The sequence below is a fragment of the Desulfitibacter sp. BRH_c19 genome, from assembly GCA_001515945.1.
Classification (GTDB): Bacteria; Bacillota; DSM-16504; order Desulfitibacterales; family Desulfitibacteraceae; genus Desulfitibacter.
Genome location: LOER01000036.1, coordinates 55,111 through 70,129 on the forward strand (window position 1 = coordinate 55,111; position 15,019 = coordinate 70,129).

The following is a 15,019-nucleotide window of genomic DNA, read 5'->3' on the forward strand; positions in this document are numbered from 1 at the left end:
CTAAAAATTACCATATAATATAATAAACACCAACCAGGAGGAGATTTTATGAAAGTAAAAAAAAGATTGCCAGAAATGTATTCTCAATCTACTACATGTAACTTCATTGAAGAATCTTTACGTCAGAATCTATTTTGGCTTCGCATCATGGCAGAACATGCTTTTTTTATTAGACTTGGATTACCATGTGAAGAAACAGCTTTACGTATAGAAGCTGAAGAACTACAAGCAGATTTTAACAGTCTATTAGAAGAAGCTAAACGAATAGCAAAAAGTCCGACGAATAATGAAGTTTTCAGATTAAATCGGGAAGCAATAAATCTAACCACAGCCATAATTGACTTTAAGAGCAGTGTCCTACAACTAATAATTTGCTGTAATATTACCACAGGTTTCAATTTTCCACTCCTCATTGACCATATTAGACGTGAAGCTATTTTTTTCAGGGCTGCCTTGGTCAGACTACAAGAAGGAAGATTAATAAATCCTGTGGAAGAACTTTTACAAGAAAACCTATTTTGGTTGCGGATTATGGCGGATCACAGTAAGTTTATAGCACATCTGCTTGATCCATCTGAAAGAAGATTCATAAAAACGGCTAAAGATTTCAGCAAAAAATTTGACGATCTAAGACTTCATAATAGGGATTTTGAAAGCATGCTGGCTCCACAAACCTTTGAGAACTCTCTGCTTGACGATACTGCTCTCACCCAAGCTAGACCGGGAGTATTTGGCATAGGCCTACCAGATCCATTTTCGATTGGTACATTAGAACGTTTTACAAGTGAAACCATAGAGGCTACTGATCAGTTAAGAGATTTCAAGCTTGCTGCAAGGGATTTAATTAATAACTGCAAAATATTAAGCATTATTTCACCACTATTGGCCGATCATATTTTTAGAGAAGCTCAACGAGCTATTGAGGATATCAAATTGGCCTTTAAGCAATTACCTGCTCCATGTGCAACCATATGCTCAGAGGATTTACGGACTCCATCCGGCAATAAGGATGAAGCCTAGTAAATACCGATAGCTAAAATTATCCAAACTTATTACGAATGAAAGCAGGGGGAATGATGAAAAAGAAATTCACAATAGGTATTGTAATCTTGTTAGCACTCTTATACAGTCATATTTTACGTACAAAAAGATGTCTCGTATAAAGAGTTAGCATTATCGGATACTTCTCAAGAAATAAAAAGCCACATATCAGATATTCCTTCTAGCGAAAACACTAGTAAGGGAATGGCACAAGTAGGTTTATGGACATATGCCATCATAGTTGGTCAAACTGAATAACAGATTGAAATAATTTCTGTTGAAAGATCCGAAGACGTTGGCATAGAGGTTCTTTATAGAATCAAAAAATCAACCGATTCTAGCTCTGAACATCCTGTTAAAATAGTGAGTTTCTTAAAGTCTTTTCGGAGGACCTATTGGTTTTAAGGAATTGGATAACTATAGCTACTATAAAAAATTTTACAAAATTCCACTTATTTGAGTGGAATTTTTGTTGCTTAAATGATGTGATTGCCCACCACCTAGTCAATTCTATGTATTTTTTATACCCCGATAATGACGAAAGAAATAATAGATCAGTATCCAAGAAGAGATAGGGATTTAGAAGACCAAATTACGAATTAGAAGAACAACTTGATGAAGCTAAAGAGTATGATGTGGCGCTTAGAAAGTAAATGTGTGATATTATAATAATAATGATAAATTCTTAGGTTTAAATAAAAGATTATTAAAAGGGAGGCATTCAATTTTGACTAAAAAAACTATGATTATTGGATTTATTTTAGTGGCAGTTATTTCCTTAATACTTGTATTTAGCAATACTGCTGACCCTTTTGATCCAATCGAGGATATGAGGAGCACTCTACTTGATAGCCATGAGGTCATTGATATAAAAGAGACAGAGGCAGGTACTATGGTATATTCTGTTGGTAGAATAAATAATAACGTAGATAACATGTATTTTGTTGATATGGTAAAGAAATCATTAATAGGTTATAAGTGGTTAGGTGGTGGTGGCCATATTAATAGGGATGTTGGGCGAAATGAAAATTTTATCTTTTCATCACAGTTACTAAATGAAAGACAAAATATAAATCCTACTATGTTTGGCGTGTTTGCGGATGAAAAAATTAAAGATATTGATGTACTAACACCAGACGGAACGTATGATGCTATCTTTTATGATGGAAGAAGTGGCGAAAAGGTTTACTATATCCCGCTTGATAATCACGTTTCTAATTATATGTCTTTAATATTAATAATTACCTACGAAGATAACGAAAGAGTTGACTATATTATTTCAAATGATGAGATTTCCAGCTTTCAAGAAGGCAAATCAATATATTTCTATTAGAACCATTTGAACTACCAGCAATTGAAGACCTAGCTACAAAGAGTAATAGCCAGCTGGTTAAAGATTTTGATAACTTATATAAGGCTTTTAATAAGCTAATGAAAAGATAGATATTTGCCAAAAAGCATAATTGGTAGATAGTTTTAATTGCAGAAAGTCGGTTAGAACATGGCACAGTAGATAGAAACTCTTTCATAAATTAATATTGAGGAGGTACATATGAGTTACTTAAATAATTTATTCACGGTGTTTTTAGGGTTCGGAATTACAGGGGTGATTTGTTCTATATTTTTATACTATTATTTTATTTCTTTAAAAAGCTCATAAGCTTTTTCCCTTGCCTCGATAAGAATCACATTTCCTGCATTGGTAGTTGAATAATACTTTCTAATTTTACCTTCTACATTTCGTTCTTCTTTGAAAAGAAGTCCATTGGATTCCATTTTGTGAAGTATTGGATATAAGGTGCCTGCGCTAATACTATAACCATGTTCTTTCAGTTCTTCAAGCATCCATAGACCGTATATTGGATGTTCTTTGGCATGATGTAATATATGTATTTGTATAAAGCCTAGAAATAACTTTCTTAATACTTTTTTTTCCAAAGTATAACCCTCCGATACCTCAAAATAGATATTGAATATAGATATTGCATTTCGATAATGATATAATAACAGAGAATTAATGCTATTTCAATGGAAAAACTCTGCCACATAAAATAGCCAATAACGGTTAAATTAGAACAGGTAACTGTCTTTTAATTGAATATATTGCTGTTTTTTGAATATCATGACAAGTCCTGGTATGACCTTGATATGGATATTGAAACCTATAGGTACATGCTTGGCGGCTATTTTATTTGGCATGTTAAAGTAGTGGAAGTTACCACCCTTGGTTATTAATAGTTATTTTCTTATGGGAGGATAGTATGATAGTTTATAACGATGTTTCCGTTACATTTAATAACCACTATTTATTTAGGAATATAAACCTGAAGGTGAACAAAGGTGATAAAGTATTGGTTTATGGCAAATCAGGGATAGGTAAATCTGTTTTATTTAAAATGTTACTGGGATTTATTTTACCAAAAGAAGGAGAAGTTTACTTTGATAATAAGTTGCTAAATAGCAAAAATGTCTGGAATGTTCGAAAAAAAATAGCTTATGTCAGTCAAGGTGTTGATATCGGTTCTGTTGCAGTAATAGATTTAATTAATACTATTTTTTCGTATAAAGCTAACTCCCACCTGCTTTTAGCTAGTAGTCCACTAATTCAATTACTATATGACTTTGAATTAACAGAGGAAACTCTAACTAAAAACTTATCTGATTTATCAGGTGGAGAAAGGCAGCGAATTGCAATTATTCTTGCGATTTTATTGGGTAGAGATGTTTTTCTTTTGGATGAAGTAACAGCTGCACTTGACAGTAACTTAAAAAACAAGGTAATTAATCTTTTTATTGGAAATCCAAACTGGACTGTCTTAATTATATCTCATGACAAAGACTGGCTAGAAAATAAACAAATTAAAGTTTTTAACCTGGAGGAGTACCAATGAGCACACCAGATATTACGAGCTTTTCCATGATTTTGGCTTTTTTGCTTCTAACTATTCCTATTATTGTAAGTATAGTATTAAAGCTAGGTATATTGATGACAATCTTAAACTCGGTTTTTAGGATGTCTGTGCAGTTGTTTCTAGTGGCGATATTTTTGAACTATTTATTTGCCTGGAATAACAGCCTGATTAATATAATGTGGTTTATAATCATGGTGACATTTGCCACATATTCTGTTGTGAGAGAAAGCAAATTGAATCTTCAGCTCTTTTTCAAACCCGCTTTTTTTGCCTTTGTCCTAGCTAATGGTGCAATTCTACTGTATTTTAATGGGTTAGTTGTTAGTTTAACAAATTTGTTTGATGCTAAATATTTGATTGCTATTGGCGGGATGTTATTAGGCAACTCGTTAAATTGGAATATTGTTGGATTAAGTAACTTTTATCAAAATATAAAGAGAGATGAAAACAGGTATTTATACAATTTGTCTTTAGGAGCAACCCAACTAGAAGGACTTATTCCATACTTTAGAAATAGTTTAATAGCTGCCTTAAAGCCCAGTATTGCCAGTATGGCTACAATGGGAATAGTTTTTCTACCTGGGTTAATGACAGGGCAGATACTTAGTGGGCTTAGCCCAATAGTAGCTATCAAATATCAAATTGCTATTATGGTAGCAATCTTTGCTTCTACAACTCTTAGCGTAGGGTTAACTATTTTGGTTACTGCTAAAACGAGTTTCAATGATTATGGTGTAATTAAAAAAGGAGTGTTTAGGTAAATAATATGCTGAAATATTATGATAAGGCTACTAGAAAAGGGAATATTTCATAACATAGAATAATTGCGTCAGGCTTTGCTACTCACTCACGCAGGAAGGATATCTTGTGGTATTTGAAGTTAGAAAGTGGTATTCCTGTTTTGGCCAAGGTATGTTACTAACTCAACACCAGAATTGCTAAAGTATGCATAAACTTAACAATTTCTTAACGAAATCAAAACAGGTGAATTGTGTTAGAATGTAGAATTATCTTTATAAGCAGTACCGGACGTTACTCGAGAAGGGCTTCTTTATTGAGGGTCCTTCTCTTATTTAACGGAATTAATAGAAACCTCTAGTATTTCTGGAAATAGCAAGATAGTGTATAATGACAAAAGTAACATCTTTAGATTTTAATTTAACCTTAAGGTTGTGTGTTTAGTGGTACTCTATTTAACGTCCTTTACAGCAGGAATCGTATCCTTTTTCTCACCCTGTGTAATCCCACTTATACCGGGTTTTTTGGCTTTTTTAACCGGAGAAACAGTTATAAAACTAGATAAAGGATTGAACTGGAATGCCTTTTACAAATCGTTAAGTTTTGTAGGTGGTTTTTCTATTGTTTTTGTTTTAATGGGTTTATCAGCAAGTACTATTGGAAGATTTTTAATTAACTACCAGACAAGTATTAATATAGTTGGTGGTGCAATTATCATCTTGTTTGGATTACACATGCTCGGATTGCTGGAATTATCCTTTTTATTAAGAGGCGGAATGAAAACGCCTAAGTTTAGCAATGGTTTTTTATTGGGGGTGGCTTTTTCCATAGCCTGGACTCCTTGCGTAGGTCCATTTTTAGCATCTATTCTGATTATAGCAGGCTCAGAGGCCTCAATGAGTCAAGGAGCAATTCTATTGTCCTTCTATTCATTAGGTCTTGGCATTCCATTTTTACTTGCTGCACTATTTTGGGGAAAAGTAATGGGTTATGCTAGTAATCTTGCAAAGTTTAGTTGGTATCTAAATAAATTGGCTGGAGCAATACTAGTTGTACTTGGAATTTTAATAATGACTGGAAAGTTTACCCAGTTGGCGGCATTTCTGTCATAAGTTGGGACATCAGCTGGGGACATTCCTCGAGGACAAAGAATAGCTCAAAAAGAGGTGTGTCCCCGTACTATAAGGAGGGAGTAAATTGGGCAAGAAAAACGTAATAACCTTAGTTCTACTATTGGTGGTGGTTGGAGCAGCTTTTGCTATGTTCTTTCTGCAAGATACAGAAAAATCCGAAGGAACTTTTGATATATTGTCAAACATGGATGTTCTTAATGGCGAAATGATTTCAGAAGCTGATTTTTCAGCGCGTCCTACACTTGTTGTAAAATGGGCAACTTGGTGTCCAACCTGTGTAGATGAGTTGTTATATTTAAAAGATAATCATCAGGAATTTCAAGAAAGAGTGAATCTTCTTGCTATTAACATCACTGGAAGTGAGAGGAATACTAATGATGTAATAAATCTGATAGACTCGTATGAGCTGCCTTTTTTGGTCCTTGCAGATATGGAAGATAAGAGCTCTAAGCATTTTCCAGCTAAATATATACCAGCCAACTTTTTATTAAACACTAATGGTGAGGTGGTTAATAGTCTTGAAGGCCCTATTGACCTTGAAACGTTAGATGAATGGCTAGAGAACATGTAATATTAACGGGAGGGTTTTTATGTTAGCCTTATTATTGGAAAAAGCATCCAATGGTCAATGGGAATCTGAAGTCCATTCCTTTGCCTTTGATGATTTGTATATTTTATTAGATATAAATAGTGGGAGTGTCCATATCTTAGATGAGATAAGCTGGAATATAGTAGAGGCAGTTAAGAAAAGTAAGGGAAATGAAGAGTATTTTAAAAAGCAGGTAGAAAAGTATACAGATGAACTTATTAAGGAAGCCATAGTTGAATTAAATGCACTAATAGCAGAAGGGATTCTTTTTGGAGTAAGTGTCCATTCAATGAAAGATATTTCTAATAACTTTGATAATGTCATAAAATCCCTATGCTTGAATATATCACATGATTGTAACCTCGCTTGCTCATATTGCTTTGCTGGTAAGGGGAATTTTGGTGGACCAAAGAACAATATGAGCTTTGAGGTAGGGAAAAAAGCACTAGATTTTCTCATTGAAAACTCAGGAAATAGACCTACCTGTGAGGTGGACTTTTTTGGGGGTGAGCCATTATTAAACTGGGGAACAGTCAAAAAACTTGTTGAATATGGAAAAGAAAAGGCCGCTTTAAAAAATAAGAGATTTAGATTCACATTAACAACCAATGGATTACTCTTAAACCCTGAAAAAGAGGAATTTTTAAATAGGGAAAATATAAGTGTTGTTTTGAGCATAGATGGTAGAAAAGAGATCCATGACAAAATGCGGCCAGTAACTTCTGGAGTTGGAAGCTATGATTTGATTTCACCGAAAATCAAATCACTAGTTAAATCTCGTGATGAACAAAATTATTACGTAAGAGGTACCTTTACTAGAGAAAACATGGATTTTACAGAGGATGTGGCGTTTCTTGCAGATGAAGGATACTCTGAAATCTCTCTTGAGCCAGTTGTTGCTGATCCTTTAGAGGATTATGCATTTAAAGAAGAGGATAGATCTCAATTAAAAGATGAGTATAAAAAGCTAGTCAAAGAATATCTAAAGAGGAAAGAACTGGGAAAGCCATTCAACTTCTTTCATTTTAATGTAGATTTGGAGAATGGACCATGTCTGCCAAAGAGAATTACTGGTTGTGGTGCAGGGTTTCAGTACCTGGCAGTAACACCTGAAGGACAGCTTTATCCTTGCCACCAATTTGTTGGCAAAGAAGAATACTTACTGGGAGACTTATCTCGAGGAATAGTAAATAAGGAGTTAGTTGAAAAATTCAAACAAGCTCATATTTACAATAAAGAATGCAAGGTGTGTTGGGCAAGATATCTTTGTAGTGGTGGTTGCCATGCAAACGCTGTTAATCACAATGGATTAATTGAAAAACCCTATGAAATGGGATGTTTTTTACAGAAGGTTAGGTTAGAAGCAGCAATTTACTTGTTTGTAAAGAAAAAGCAAGAATTATCATGTCAAGCGTTTTTGAAAATGTCCCAAAAAAATTGAAACATTAGCACCAAATTTTTAGATGGTGCTTAAGGATTTTAACAGGCATGTTCTGTTCGGTCAGTTTGTGCATTTAGATGCTTCTCAAAAGAAACTTGCCTCCAAGGATGGCTCATAGGTGGAATATATCTTTTTTTGGGTTTTATATCTGTTGTTGGGAAATCAAAATTTCTAGAGATCTGTTCATGCTCAAGGATTTCATCCAATGAATAGACCTTATCCCCTACACAAGCAAAAAGGTTTCCATCAAAGGCTTTAACGACCAACAGGAGGTGCCCTTGTAATAATAAACAGGGTATCCATTAGAGTCTAAAGGTTTAAAATACTTCTTATTGAAGCGAATGCAGTGACCATTGTCAATCTTACGTGGTGCAAGAATAGCAAGTGTAAGATTAATTTTTTCATCATCTGGTTGTCTTTCGAACACAGATTTGCTATCATCTATAGGTAGAGCGAACTTGGCATTATATTCTTTTATGTAGGAGTTTAAGAATATATTTGCTTGCTCCAGGGTTGTTGCGCCTGCCAATCTTAATTCGAGAGGCAGGCGTGATTGTAGAGTTTGAAACATCCTTTCTACACGGCCTTTAGCCTGTGGAATACTGCTTGTTTTGATTTCGACACCTAGTTGCTTACAAGCATAACCGAATTGTGTAAAAGTATCCTCTTCAATCGAAGGGGATTTTTTCTGCTTATACTCAAACACAGTACGTCTGTCTGTATAAAACATATAGGGTATACCGTAACCTTTTAAAATCTGGTGGAAGACATGATAATACCCGTTTAAGGTCTCCTGGCGATCAAAGTAAGCACCTACAATCATGCCGGTAGAATCATCAACAGCGATGTGCAGCTGAGACTTGTGTAATCCAAACCAATGATGGAGGGAAGCATCCATTTGAAGTATTTCACCAAAGAAAGCACAACGGGGTCTTCTTGGATGAGCATCCTCAATAGCAAGGATATTCTCTGCAATTTTGGCTATTTCATTTTTAGAGAAAGCATTCTTCCTTTGTTCTTCTAGTTGGGCTCTAACTCTTTTTCTAGTTTTGCGCGTAGCCTTGGGAGATAGTATGAATTCCTGCATTAGAATAGAGCGAAGTGCACTAGGTGAAATAGAAAGCTTCTCGTACTTTAACAATAGATCGGAAAAATGTGCAAAATTTGCATCTTGGTATTTTGTTCGATATAAGTCAATGATGTCTTGTTTGATTTCAGGGGAAATTGCATGAACAGGTTGCTTACCCTGATTACCATGTATAAAAAATTCCTTTCCTCTTGCTTTGTATCCTTGGATCATACGGTTGACATGCCTTATGCTACAATTCAACTTCAACGCAGCACTCTTCTTATTACCATTTGTCTCTAATAACTTCTTAATTAATTTGTATTTATATTCTTCTGTCATGTTTAGATCTACCTTTCTGATAATGAACACCTCAATCCTAATAATCTTATGAGGTTTCATCATACATGAAATTTTATATTTGGGACATAATCAAAAGTGGTATACTAGGACATTATCAAAAATTGCTTTTTTCTCAATGATTATAGCATTTAACTGTTGACTTTTTGATAAAAACATTCTAAAATGGTTTTATAATAGTAAAACGCTTTACTATTAATAAATAATTTTGACAAAAGTGAATGAATTTAGTAAAAAATAGACAGGTGGTGTCATAATGGACATTGGAAGTAGGTTAAGGAGATTCAGGAACGCTAAACAAATGAGATTATCAGATTTATCAGAAAAGGTTGGCTTGTCTGTTTCTTATTTAAGTCAAATAGAGAATGGAAGAGAGAGTATCTCTATATCAAAGTTGCAGCAAATAGCAAGTGCTTTGGATACAAAAGTGGCTGATCTGATCAGTACGCCGGATGAAGCTGATTATTGTATCATTAAGCATAAAGACCGTAAGTACTATTCTGATAGTAATAATGGAATTAAAGAGGCACCATTATTTCCGTATAATGATTGTCAATTAGAGACAACTATAATAGAGATATCACCAAAAACAAGTATTCCAACTGCTTCTCGCCATGCAGGCGAAGAGTATACCTTTGTGATTGAAGGTTCAATACGTATATGGCTAGATAATCAGAGTTTTGATTTGGAAAAAGGAGATATTATATATTACAAATCTGATTTAGGTCATCGCTGGGAAAACTATACAAATAAACAAAGCACATTACTTGTGACTAATACCCCAAAGACGTTTTAAATTAAAGATTTAAAATAGCGCCTAAATATTCATAATATTTTAAACAATAGAAATTTTGACATAAAGCGTAGAAATTCAAGGATTATAAAATAGGGGGAGGGAAGAATAGTTTCTATTTAGGGATTAACGATGAGGAGTAAATAAAAAAGGGGGACTTGCAATGCAAAACAAGTTTATTAAGGTTTCAATATGTGCATTTATCTCTATGTGCATATTAGCATTGATGTTTGGTTGTGGAGGAAATGATAATGGACAAGAAGTAGATCCGGAAAATCAAAGTAATGATCCTCAAGACACAATGAAAATTGCATTACTTCTTCCTGGGGCGATAAGTGATGGTGGATGGAATGCTAGTGCTTATGAAGGATTGATGGAGCTTAAGGATGAAGGATATGAAGTTTCTTTTACAGAGAGTGTACCCGTTCCAAATATTGAAGAAATATTTAGAAACTATGCTGAACAAGATTACGATTTAATAATTGGACATGGTTTTGAATTTGGAGACCCTGCTTTACGTGTTGCACCAAATTTTCCAGAATCAAATTTCTTTGTTAGTGGTAAAACACCACCTAATGCTCAAATAGAACCCAATGTTGGATTTATTGATCAAAAGGAATATGAAGGTGCATATTTAGCTGGGGTTTTAGCTGGACTAATGACTGAAACAAATAAAATTGGTTATGTTGGGGGCATGGAAATACCTCCTCAGCTAGCTAATTTAGCAGCTTTTACAAAGGGTGCTCAATCAGTTAATGAAGAAGTAGAGATATTGGGTGTAATAACAGGAACATTTGAAGATCCAGCAAAGGGAAAAGAAGCAGCAATAGCCCAGATAGATAATGGTGCAGATATTATTTGTCAAACTGCGGATAGTACAGGTATGGGAGCAATAGAAGCTGCAAAAGAAAAAGGCGTTTACTTGATAGGCTATGGTGGAGACCAATATGAAATGGCGCCAGACTTGATGCTGACTAGCATCATTGTTAGTATACCTATTGCTATAGAAATGCAAGTTGAGAGAATTAAAGATGGTACTTTTGGAGGAGTATGGATTGCAGGTATTGCTGAAGGCATAACCGACATAGCCCCGTATCATAATCTTGAGGATAAAATACCTGAGGAAGTAAAACAAAAAGTTATGGAAGTTAGAGAGCAAATAATTAGCGGAGAATTTGAAGTTCCAGAAATCTATGAAAGAATAGATTCCAAGTTACAGTAAATCTACTAAAAACGGGGAGGATTTCCCCTCCTCGTTTTTTAATAACGGGGTGTGTGTTATGCCTATAAAGCTAAAAATGTCAGAAATAACAAAAACCTTTGGGAACTTCAATGCGAATGATAATATCAACCTGGAAGTAGAAGAAGGGGAAATACACGCTATTCTAGGAGAAAATGGTGCTGGTAAAAGCACATTAATGAATATCTTATATGGCCTGTATAAGCCTACAAAGGGTCAAATTTTCTTAGGAAATAAAGAGGTGTCAATTGATACTCCGCTAAAGGCAATTAATTTAGGCATAGGGATGATTCATCAGCATTTTATGCTAATATCACCCTTTACTGTTACTGAAAATATAATTCTTGGTTTGAAGTCAGAGCAAGAACCATTTTTGGATTTAGAGGGTGCTAAAAAGAGGATTAATATGATAGCACAAAAGCATGGTTTAGTTGTAGACCCAGACGCTATAATTAGCAGTTTGCCAGTAGGTTTGCAACAAAGAGTAGAAATTCTTAAGGCCCTTTATAGGGAGGCGGACTTACTAATACTCGATGAACCAACTGGAGTGCTTACACCTCAAGAAACTGTTGAACTTTTTGAAACACTAAAATCATTGGCAAAAAAAGGGCATTCAATAATTTTTATTTCTCATAAACTTAATGAGGTTTTGGAAATTAGTGATAGAATATCGGTGCTGAGAAGGGGCAAAAAAGTAGCTACAGTAAATACCGATGAAGTATCAAAAAAAGAATTAGCTAAATTAATGGTTGGCAGAGAAGTAGTCTTTACCGTGGAAAAAGAAGATAAGGAGCCTGGTAAGACCATATTAGAGCTAAAAAAATTAAATGTTCAGGGACGTAGGCTGGTATCTTCATTGAAAAATGTTAGCTTTTGCATCAAAGAAGGGGAAATTTTAGGAGTTGCAGGAATTGATGGAAACGGTCAAACAGAATTAATTGAGGCTATCTCCGGTCTAAGAAAAGTAGAATCTGGAGAAATTCTCTTAGACAATGTTAATATTGCCAATAAAACACCTGCAGAAATTTTTAAGAAAAAAGTATGTTTAGTGCCTGAAGATCGTAAAGAAGTAGGGTCAGTAAAGAAGTTTAATATACCAGATAATGCGGTACTTAGAAATCATTGTGAGAAGCCATATTTGAAAAACTACTTTCTAGATTATAAAGAGATTAATAAACATACTGATAAATTAATTGAGAAATATGACATTAGAACAGCTGGAAGGCAAATTGAGGCTAGTTTACTTTCAGGAGGAAACTTACAGAAATTAATATTGGCAAGAGAAATAAGTGTTGGACCGAAAGTATTACTTGCAATGCATCCAACTAGAGGACTTGATGTTGGAGCTATTGAGTTTATACACAAACAGCTTTGCATTGAAAGGCAAAAAGGTACTGCAATCATCCTAGTCTCAACTGAATTGGAGGAAATATTAAGTTTATCAGATAGGGTTTTAGTATTAAATAGTGGGGAAATAGCTGGAATTTTAAGCCAAAAAGACGCAACTAAAGAAATTATTGGAGAATTAATGTGCTTTTGCAAACAAGATGCTTACTGTGAGGTGAAATAATGGAGAATGGATTTGAGTTACTAAAAGGCTATTTTAGAAAATATCAATTAGATTTAACTATTATCATTCTAGCTATCATTTTAGCCTTCATAGTAAGTGGAATTTTCATTGCATTTTTTGGGGCTAACCCATTTCTTGCTTTTTATTCGATGGGTAAAGGAGTTTTTGGAAGGGTAAATGGTATAGCGGAGATGATGGTAAAGGCAACACCCTTACTTATAATTGCCCTTGGTGTGGCTATTGCCTTTAAAGGAGGATTGATAAACCTTGGTGGTGATGGGCAGTTTCATATGGGTGCCCTTGCGGCAACCTGGGTAGCCACTACTTTTATAGGCATTCCTCTTGTTTTACATATTATATTGATATTATTATCAGCTGCTATGGCAGGTGGTATATGGGGAGGAATTGCTGGATTTTTGAAGGCTAAACTTGGTACGAATGAAGTTATTATGACAATAATGATGAATTTTGTAGCACTTTACTTTATGAGCTATCTGGTGTATGGACCACTAAAGGAGCCGGGGGCCTTTATTCCTCAAAGTAAACTGATTGCTTCTTCATTGAGATTATTTCCTATAATACCTAACACAAGGGCACATTTTGGAATAGTAATCGCTATTGTACTTGCAGTTGTTGCATTTATTTTTATTTCCAAAACAGTCTGGGGATATAGAATTAATGCTGTAGGTTATTCCCCGAAGGCAGCAAATTACGCAGGCATAAATACAAAATTTTATACAACTCTAATACTGGCTTTGAGTGGTGCTTTTGCCGGATTGGCCGGAATGGTTGAGGTATTTGGTATACATTTTAGACTCCTTGATGGAATAAACCCCAGTTTTGGCTTTACTGCAATTGTTGTTGCACTTTTAGGTCGATTACATCCATTGGGTATTATTATAGCGAGTCTTTTTATGGGAGCTCTTACTGTAGGAGCCAATTCAATGCAGGTAACTATGGAAGTTCCAGTTTCAATTGTTTATATAATACAAAGCTTAGTTATTTTGTTCATGTTAATAGGTTTCAGCTTAAAACCCAAATTAGCATATCCTAAAAATGGAAAAATAATTAGTTCTTTGTTAGGGGTTAAGAAAGAAGGTGTCCGTGATGAGCACCATATTTAATGAGATTTTTATAGTTACATTAATTGCAGCAAGTATAAGGATGGCTATTCCATTACTTTTGGCAGCAACGGGAGAGCTCATAGCAGAACGTTCGGGAGTTGTAAATATTAGCCTTGAGGGACAAATGTTAGTAGGTGCTTTCTTTGGATTTATAGGCACTTATTTTACAGGAAGCTTAATGTTTGGGGCTATGGTCGGTACAATATCAGGTGTTTTAATGTCTCTAGTTCTCAATTATATGTGTGTCACCTTAAAAACTGATCAAATTATTGTAGGAATCACTCTTAATATTTTCGCATTAGGTATTACCAGTTACTTCTATAGAGTTATTTTTGGTATAACTACAACGCCTCCTAGTGTTGCCATTTATAAGAATATATCGATTCCATTTTTAAGTAAAATTCCATATTTAGGACCAATAGTTTTTGAACAAAGTATAATTGTTTATTTAAGTATTCTTATTGTTATTGTTGTTAATATTATGCTATTTAAAACTAGCTTAGGCTTAAAAATTAGAGCAGCTGGAGAGTATCCAAGGGCAGCTGAAACAATGGGAGTTAATATAAATAAATTAAGATATCTATCTGTAATGCTATGTGGTGCTTTAGCTGGATTAGGTGGATCTTATCTCTCATTAGGTATCCTAGGTAGATTTGTTGATAATCTATCTGCTGGAAGAGGTTTTATTGCTTTAGCAATAGTCATTTTTGGGAAATGGAGCCCATATAAAGTGTTGGGAGCTGCGTTGCTGTTTGGATTTGCAGATGCTTTGCAACTAAGATTACAAGCTTTGGGTGTACAGCTTCCATACCAGTTTATGTTGATGTTTCCATATGCGATTACTATTATAGCTATGATTGTTACTGGTAAGAATTCAAAAGCTCCTCAAGCTTTAAGTGTCCCATATGATAGAGAAAAATTGTAATAAAAGGAGGGCGTAATATTCCATTATTCTTAATAAAAGTTTGTTAATTAACAATTAAAGAAACTCAAAAAATATTAAAAGGGGGAA

At 34.5% G+C, this 15,019-nt stretch carries 13 protein-coding genes and 1 pseudogene; 12 read left to right on the top strand and 2 right to left on the bottom strand.

All coding sequences use genetic code 11. The features are described from left to right. The first annotated feature begins 48 nt into the window (after positions 1–48). The gene (locus APF76_00525; protein KUO49764.1) at positions 49–1,020 is read left to right on the top strand and encodes a hypothetical protein; all 972 of its coding nucleotides are present in this window, start codon (positions 49–51) and stop codon (positions 1,018–1,020) included. 748 nt (positions 1,021–1,768) lie between these two features. Next, on the top strand, positions 1,769–2,374 hold the full coding sequence (locus APF76_00530) for a hypothetical protein (GenBank protein ID KUO49765.1): 606 nt from the start codon (positions 1,769–1,771) through the stop codon (positions 2,372–2,374). 299 nt (positions 2,375–2,673) lie between these two features. Here the strand turns inward: APF76_00530 and APF76_00535 are convergent, their stop codons facing one another. After that, positions 2,674–2,979: a PadR family transcriptional regulator gene (locus APF76_00535; protein KUO49766.1), complete on the bottom strand. Its 306-nt coding sequence runs from the start codon at positions 2,977–2,979 to the stop codon at positions 2,674–2,676. 323 nt (positions 2,980–3,302) lie between these two features. On the opposite strand from APF76_00535, the gene APF76_00540 reads away from it, so the two are divergent. The 5 genes from APF76_00540 (at position 3,303) to APF76_00560 (ending at position 7,854) form a co-directional block, all read left to right on the top strand. Next, the gene (locus tag APF76_00540; GenBank protein KUO49767.1) at positions 3,303–3,932 is read left to right on the top strand and encodes a hypothetical protein; all 630 of its coding nucleotides are present in this window, start codon (positions 3,303–3,305) and stop codon (positions 3,930–3,932) included. Next, entirely contained in the window at positions 3,929–4,714 is a 786-nt protein-coding gene (locus APF76_00545) for an ABC transporter ATP-binding protein (GenBank protein KUO49768.1), read from the top strand. Before APF76_00540 ends, APF76_00545 begins: the two co-directional genes overlap by 4 nt. A gap of 411 nt (positions 4,715–5,125) precedes the next feature. Further along, entirely contained in the window at positions 5,126–5,803 is a 678-nt protein-coding gene (locus tag APF76_00550) for a hypothetical protein (protein KUO49769.1), read from the top strand. An 85-nt stretch (positions 5,804–5,888) separates the two neighbouring features. Beyond that, on the top strand, positions 5,889–6,395 hold the full coding sequence (locus tag APF76_00555; protein ID KUO49770.1) for a hypothetical protein: 507 nt from the start codon (positions 5,889–5,891) through the stop codon (positions 6,393–6,395). Positions 6,396–6,414: 19 nt separating this feature from the next. After that, the gene (locus APF76_00560) at positions 6,415–7,854 is read left to right on the top strand and encodes a radical SAM protein (protein KUO49771.1); all 1,440 of its coding nucleotides are present in this window, start codon (positions 6,415–6,417) and stop codon (positions 7,852–7,854) included. 38 nt (positions 7,855–7,892) lie between these two features. On the opposite strand, the pseudogene APF76_00565 reads toward APF76_00560, so the two are convergent. After that, positions 7,893–9,262, bottom strand: a pseudogene (locus APF76_00565) (transposase). A gap of 274 nt (positions 9,263–9,536) precedes the next feature. Here APF76_00565 and APF76_00570 point away from each other — a divergent pair. The 5 genes from APF76_00570 to APF76_00590 all read left to right on the top strand — a co-directional run bounded on the left by APF76_00570 (position 9,537) and on the right by APF76_00590 (position 14,932). After that, positions 9,537–10,076 carry a hypothetical protein gene (locus tag APF76_00570; protein ID KUO49772.1) on the top strand — a complete coding sequence of 180 codons (540 nt, stop codon included), beginning with the start codon at positions 9,537–9,539 and terminating at the stop codon, positions 10,074–10,076. A gap of 160 nt (positions 10,077–10,236) precedes the next feature. Then, on the top strand, positions 10,237–11,295 hold the full coding sequence (locus tag APF76_00575; protein KUO49773.1) for a hypothetical protein: 1,059 nt from the start codon (positions 10,237–10,239) through the stop codon (positions 11,293–11,295). A gap of 58 nt (positions 11,296–11,353) precedes the next feature. Continuing rightward, positions 11,354–12,883 (top strand): hypothetical protein, encoded by a 1,530-nt coding sequence (locus APF76_00580; protein KUO49882.1) that lies wholly within the window; start codon positions 11,354–11,356, stop codon positions 12,881–12,883. Next, complete coding sequence (locus APF76_00585; protein ID KUO49774.1) at positions 12,883–14,007, top strand: hypothetical protein; 1,125 nt, start codon at positions 12,883–12,885, stop codon at positions 14,005–14,007. The genes APF76_00580 and APF76_00585 overlap by 1 nt, the downstream gene beginning before the upstream one ends. Next, positions 13,991–14,932, top strand: a complete 942-nt coding sequence (locus tag APF76_00590) for a hypothetical protein (protein KUO49775.1) — start codon at positions 13,991–13,993, stop codon at positions 14,930–14,932. Before APF76_00585 ends, APF76_00590 begins: the two co-directional genes overlap by 17 nt. Positions 14,933–15,019 lie beyond the last annotated feature (87 nt).

What these genes read in the sequence shown, in the direction of transcription:
- APF76_00570 (KUO49772.1), top strand. Translation starts at nt 9,537, where the DNA reads ATGGACATTGGAAGTAGGTTAAGGAGATTCAGGAACGCTAAACAAATG.
- APF76_00560 (KUO49771.1), top strand. Translation starts at nt 6,415, where the DNA reads ATGTTAGCCTTATTATTGGAAAAAGCATCCAATGGTCAATGGGAATCT.
- APF76_00585 (KUO49774.1), top strand. Translation starts at nt 12,883, where the DNA reads ATGGAGAATGGATTTGAGTTACTAAAAGGCTATTTTAGAAAATATCAA.
- APF76_00545 (KUO49768.1), top strand. Translation starts at nt 3,929, where the DNA reads ATGAGCACACCAGATATTACGAGCTTTTCCATGATTTTGGCTTTTTTG.
- APF76_00590 (KUO49775.1), top strand. Translation starts at nt 13,991, where the DNA reads ATGAGCACCATATTTAATGAGATTTTTATAGTTACATTAATTGCAGCA.
- APF76_00540 (KUO49767.1), top strand. Translation starts at nt 3,303, where the DNA reads ATGATAGTTTATAACGATGTTTCCGTTACATTTAATAACCACTATTTA.
- APF76_00525 (KUO49764.1), top strand. Translation starts at nt 49, where the DNA reads ATGAAAGTAAAAAAAAGATTGCCAGAAATGTATTCTCAATCTACTACA.
- APF76_00575 (KUO49773.1), top strand. Translation starts at nt 10,237, where the DNA reads ATGCAAAACAAGTTTATTAAGGTTTCAATATGTGCATTTATCTCTATG.
- APF76_00580 (KUO49882.1), top strand. Translation starts at nt 11,354, where the DNA reads ATGCCTATAAAGCTAAAAATGTCAGAAATAACAAAAACCTTTGGGAAC.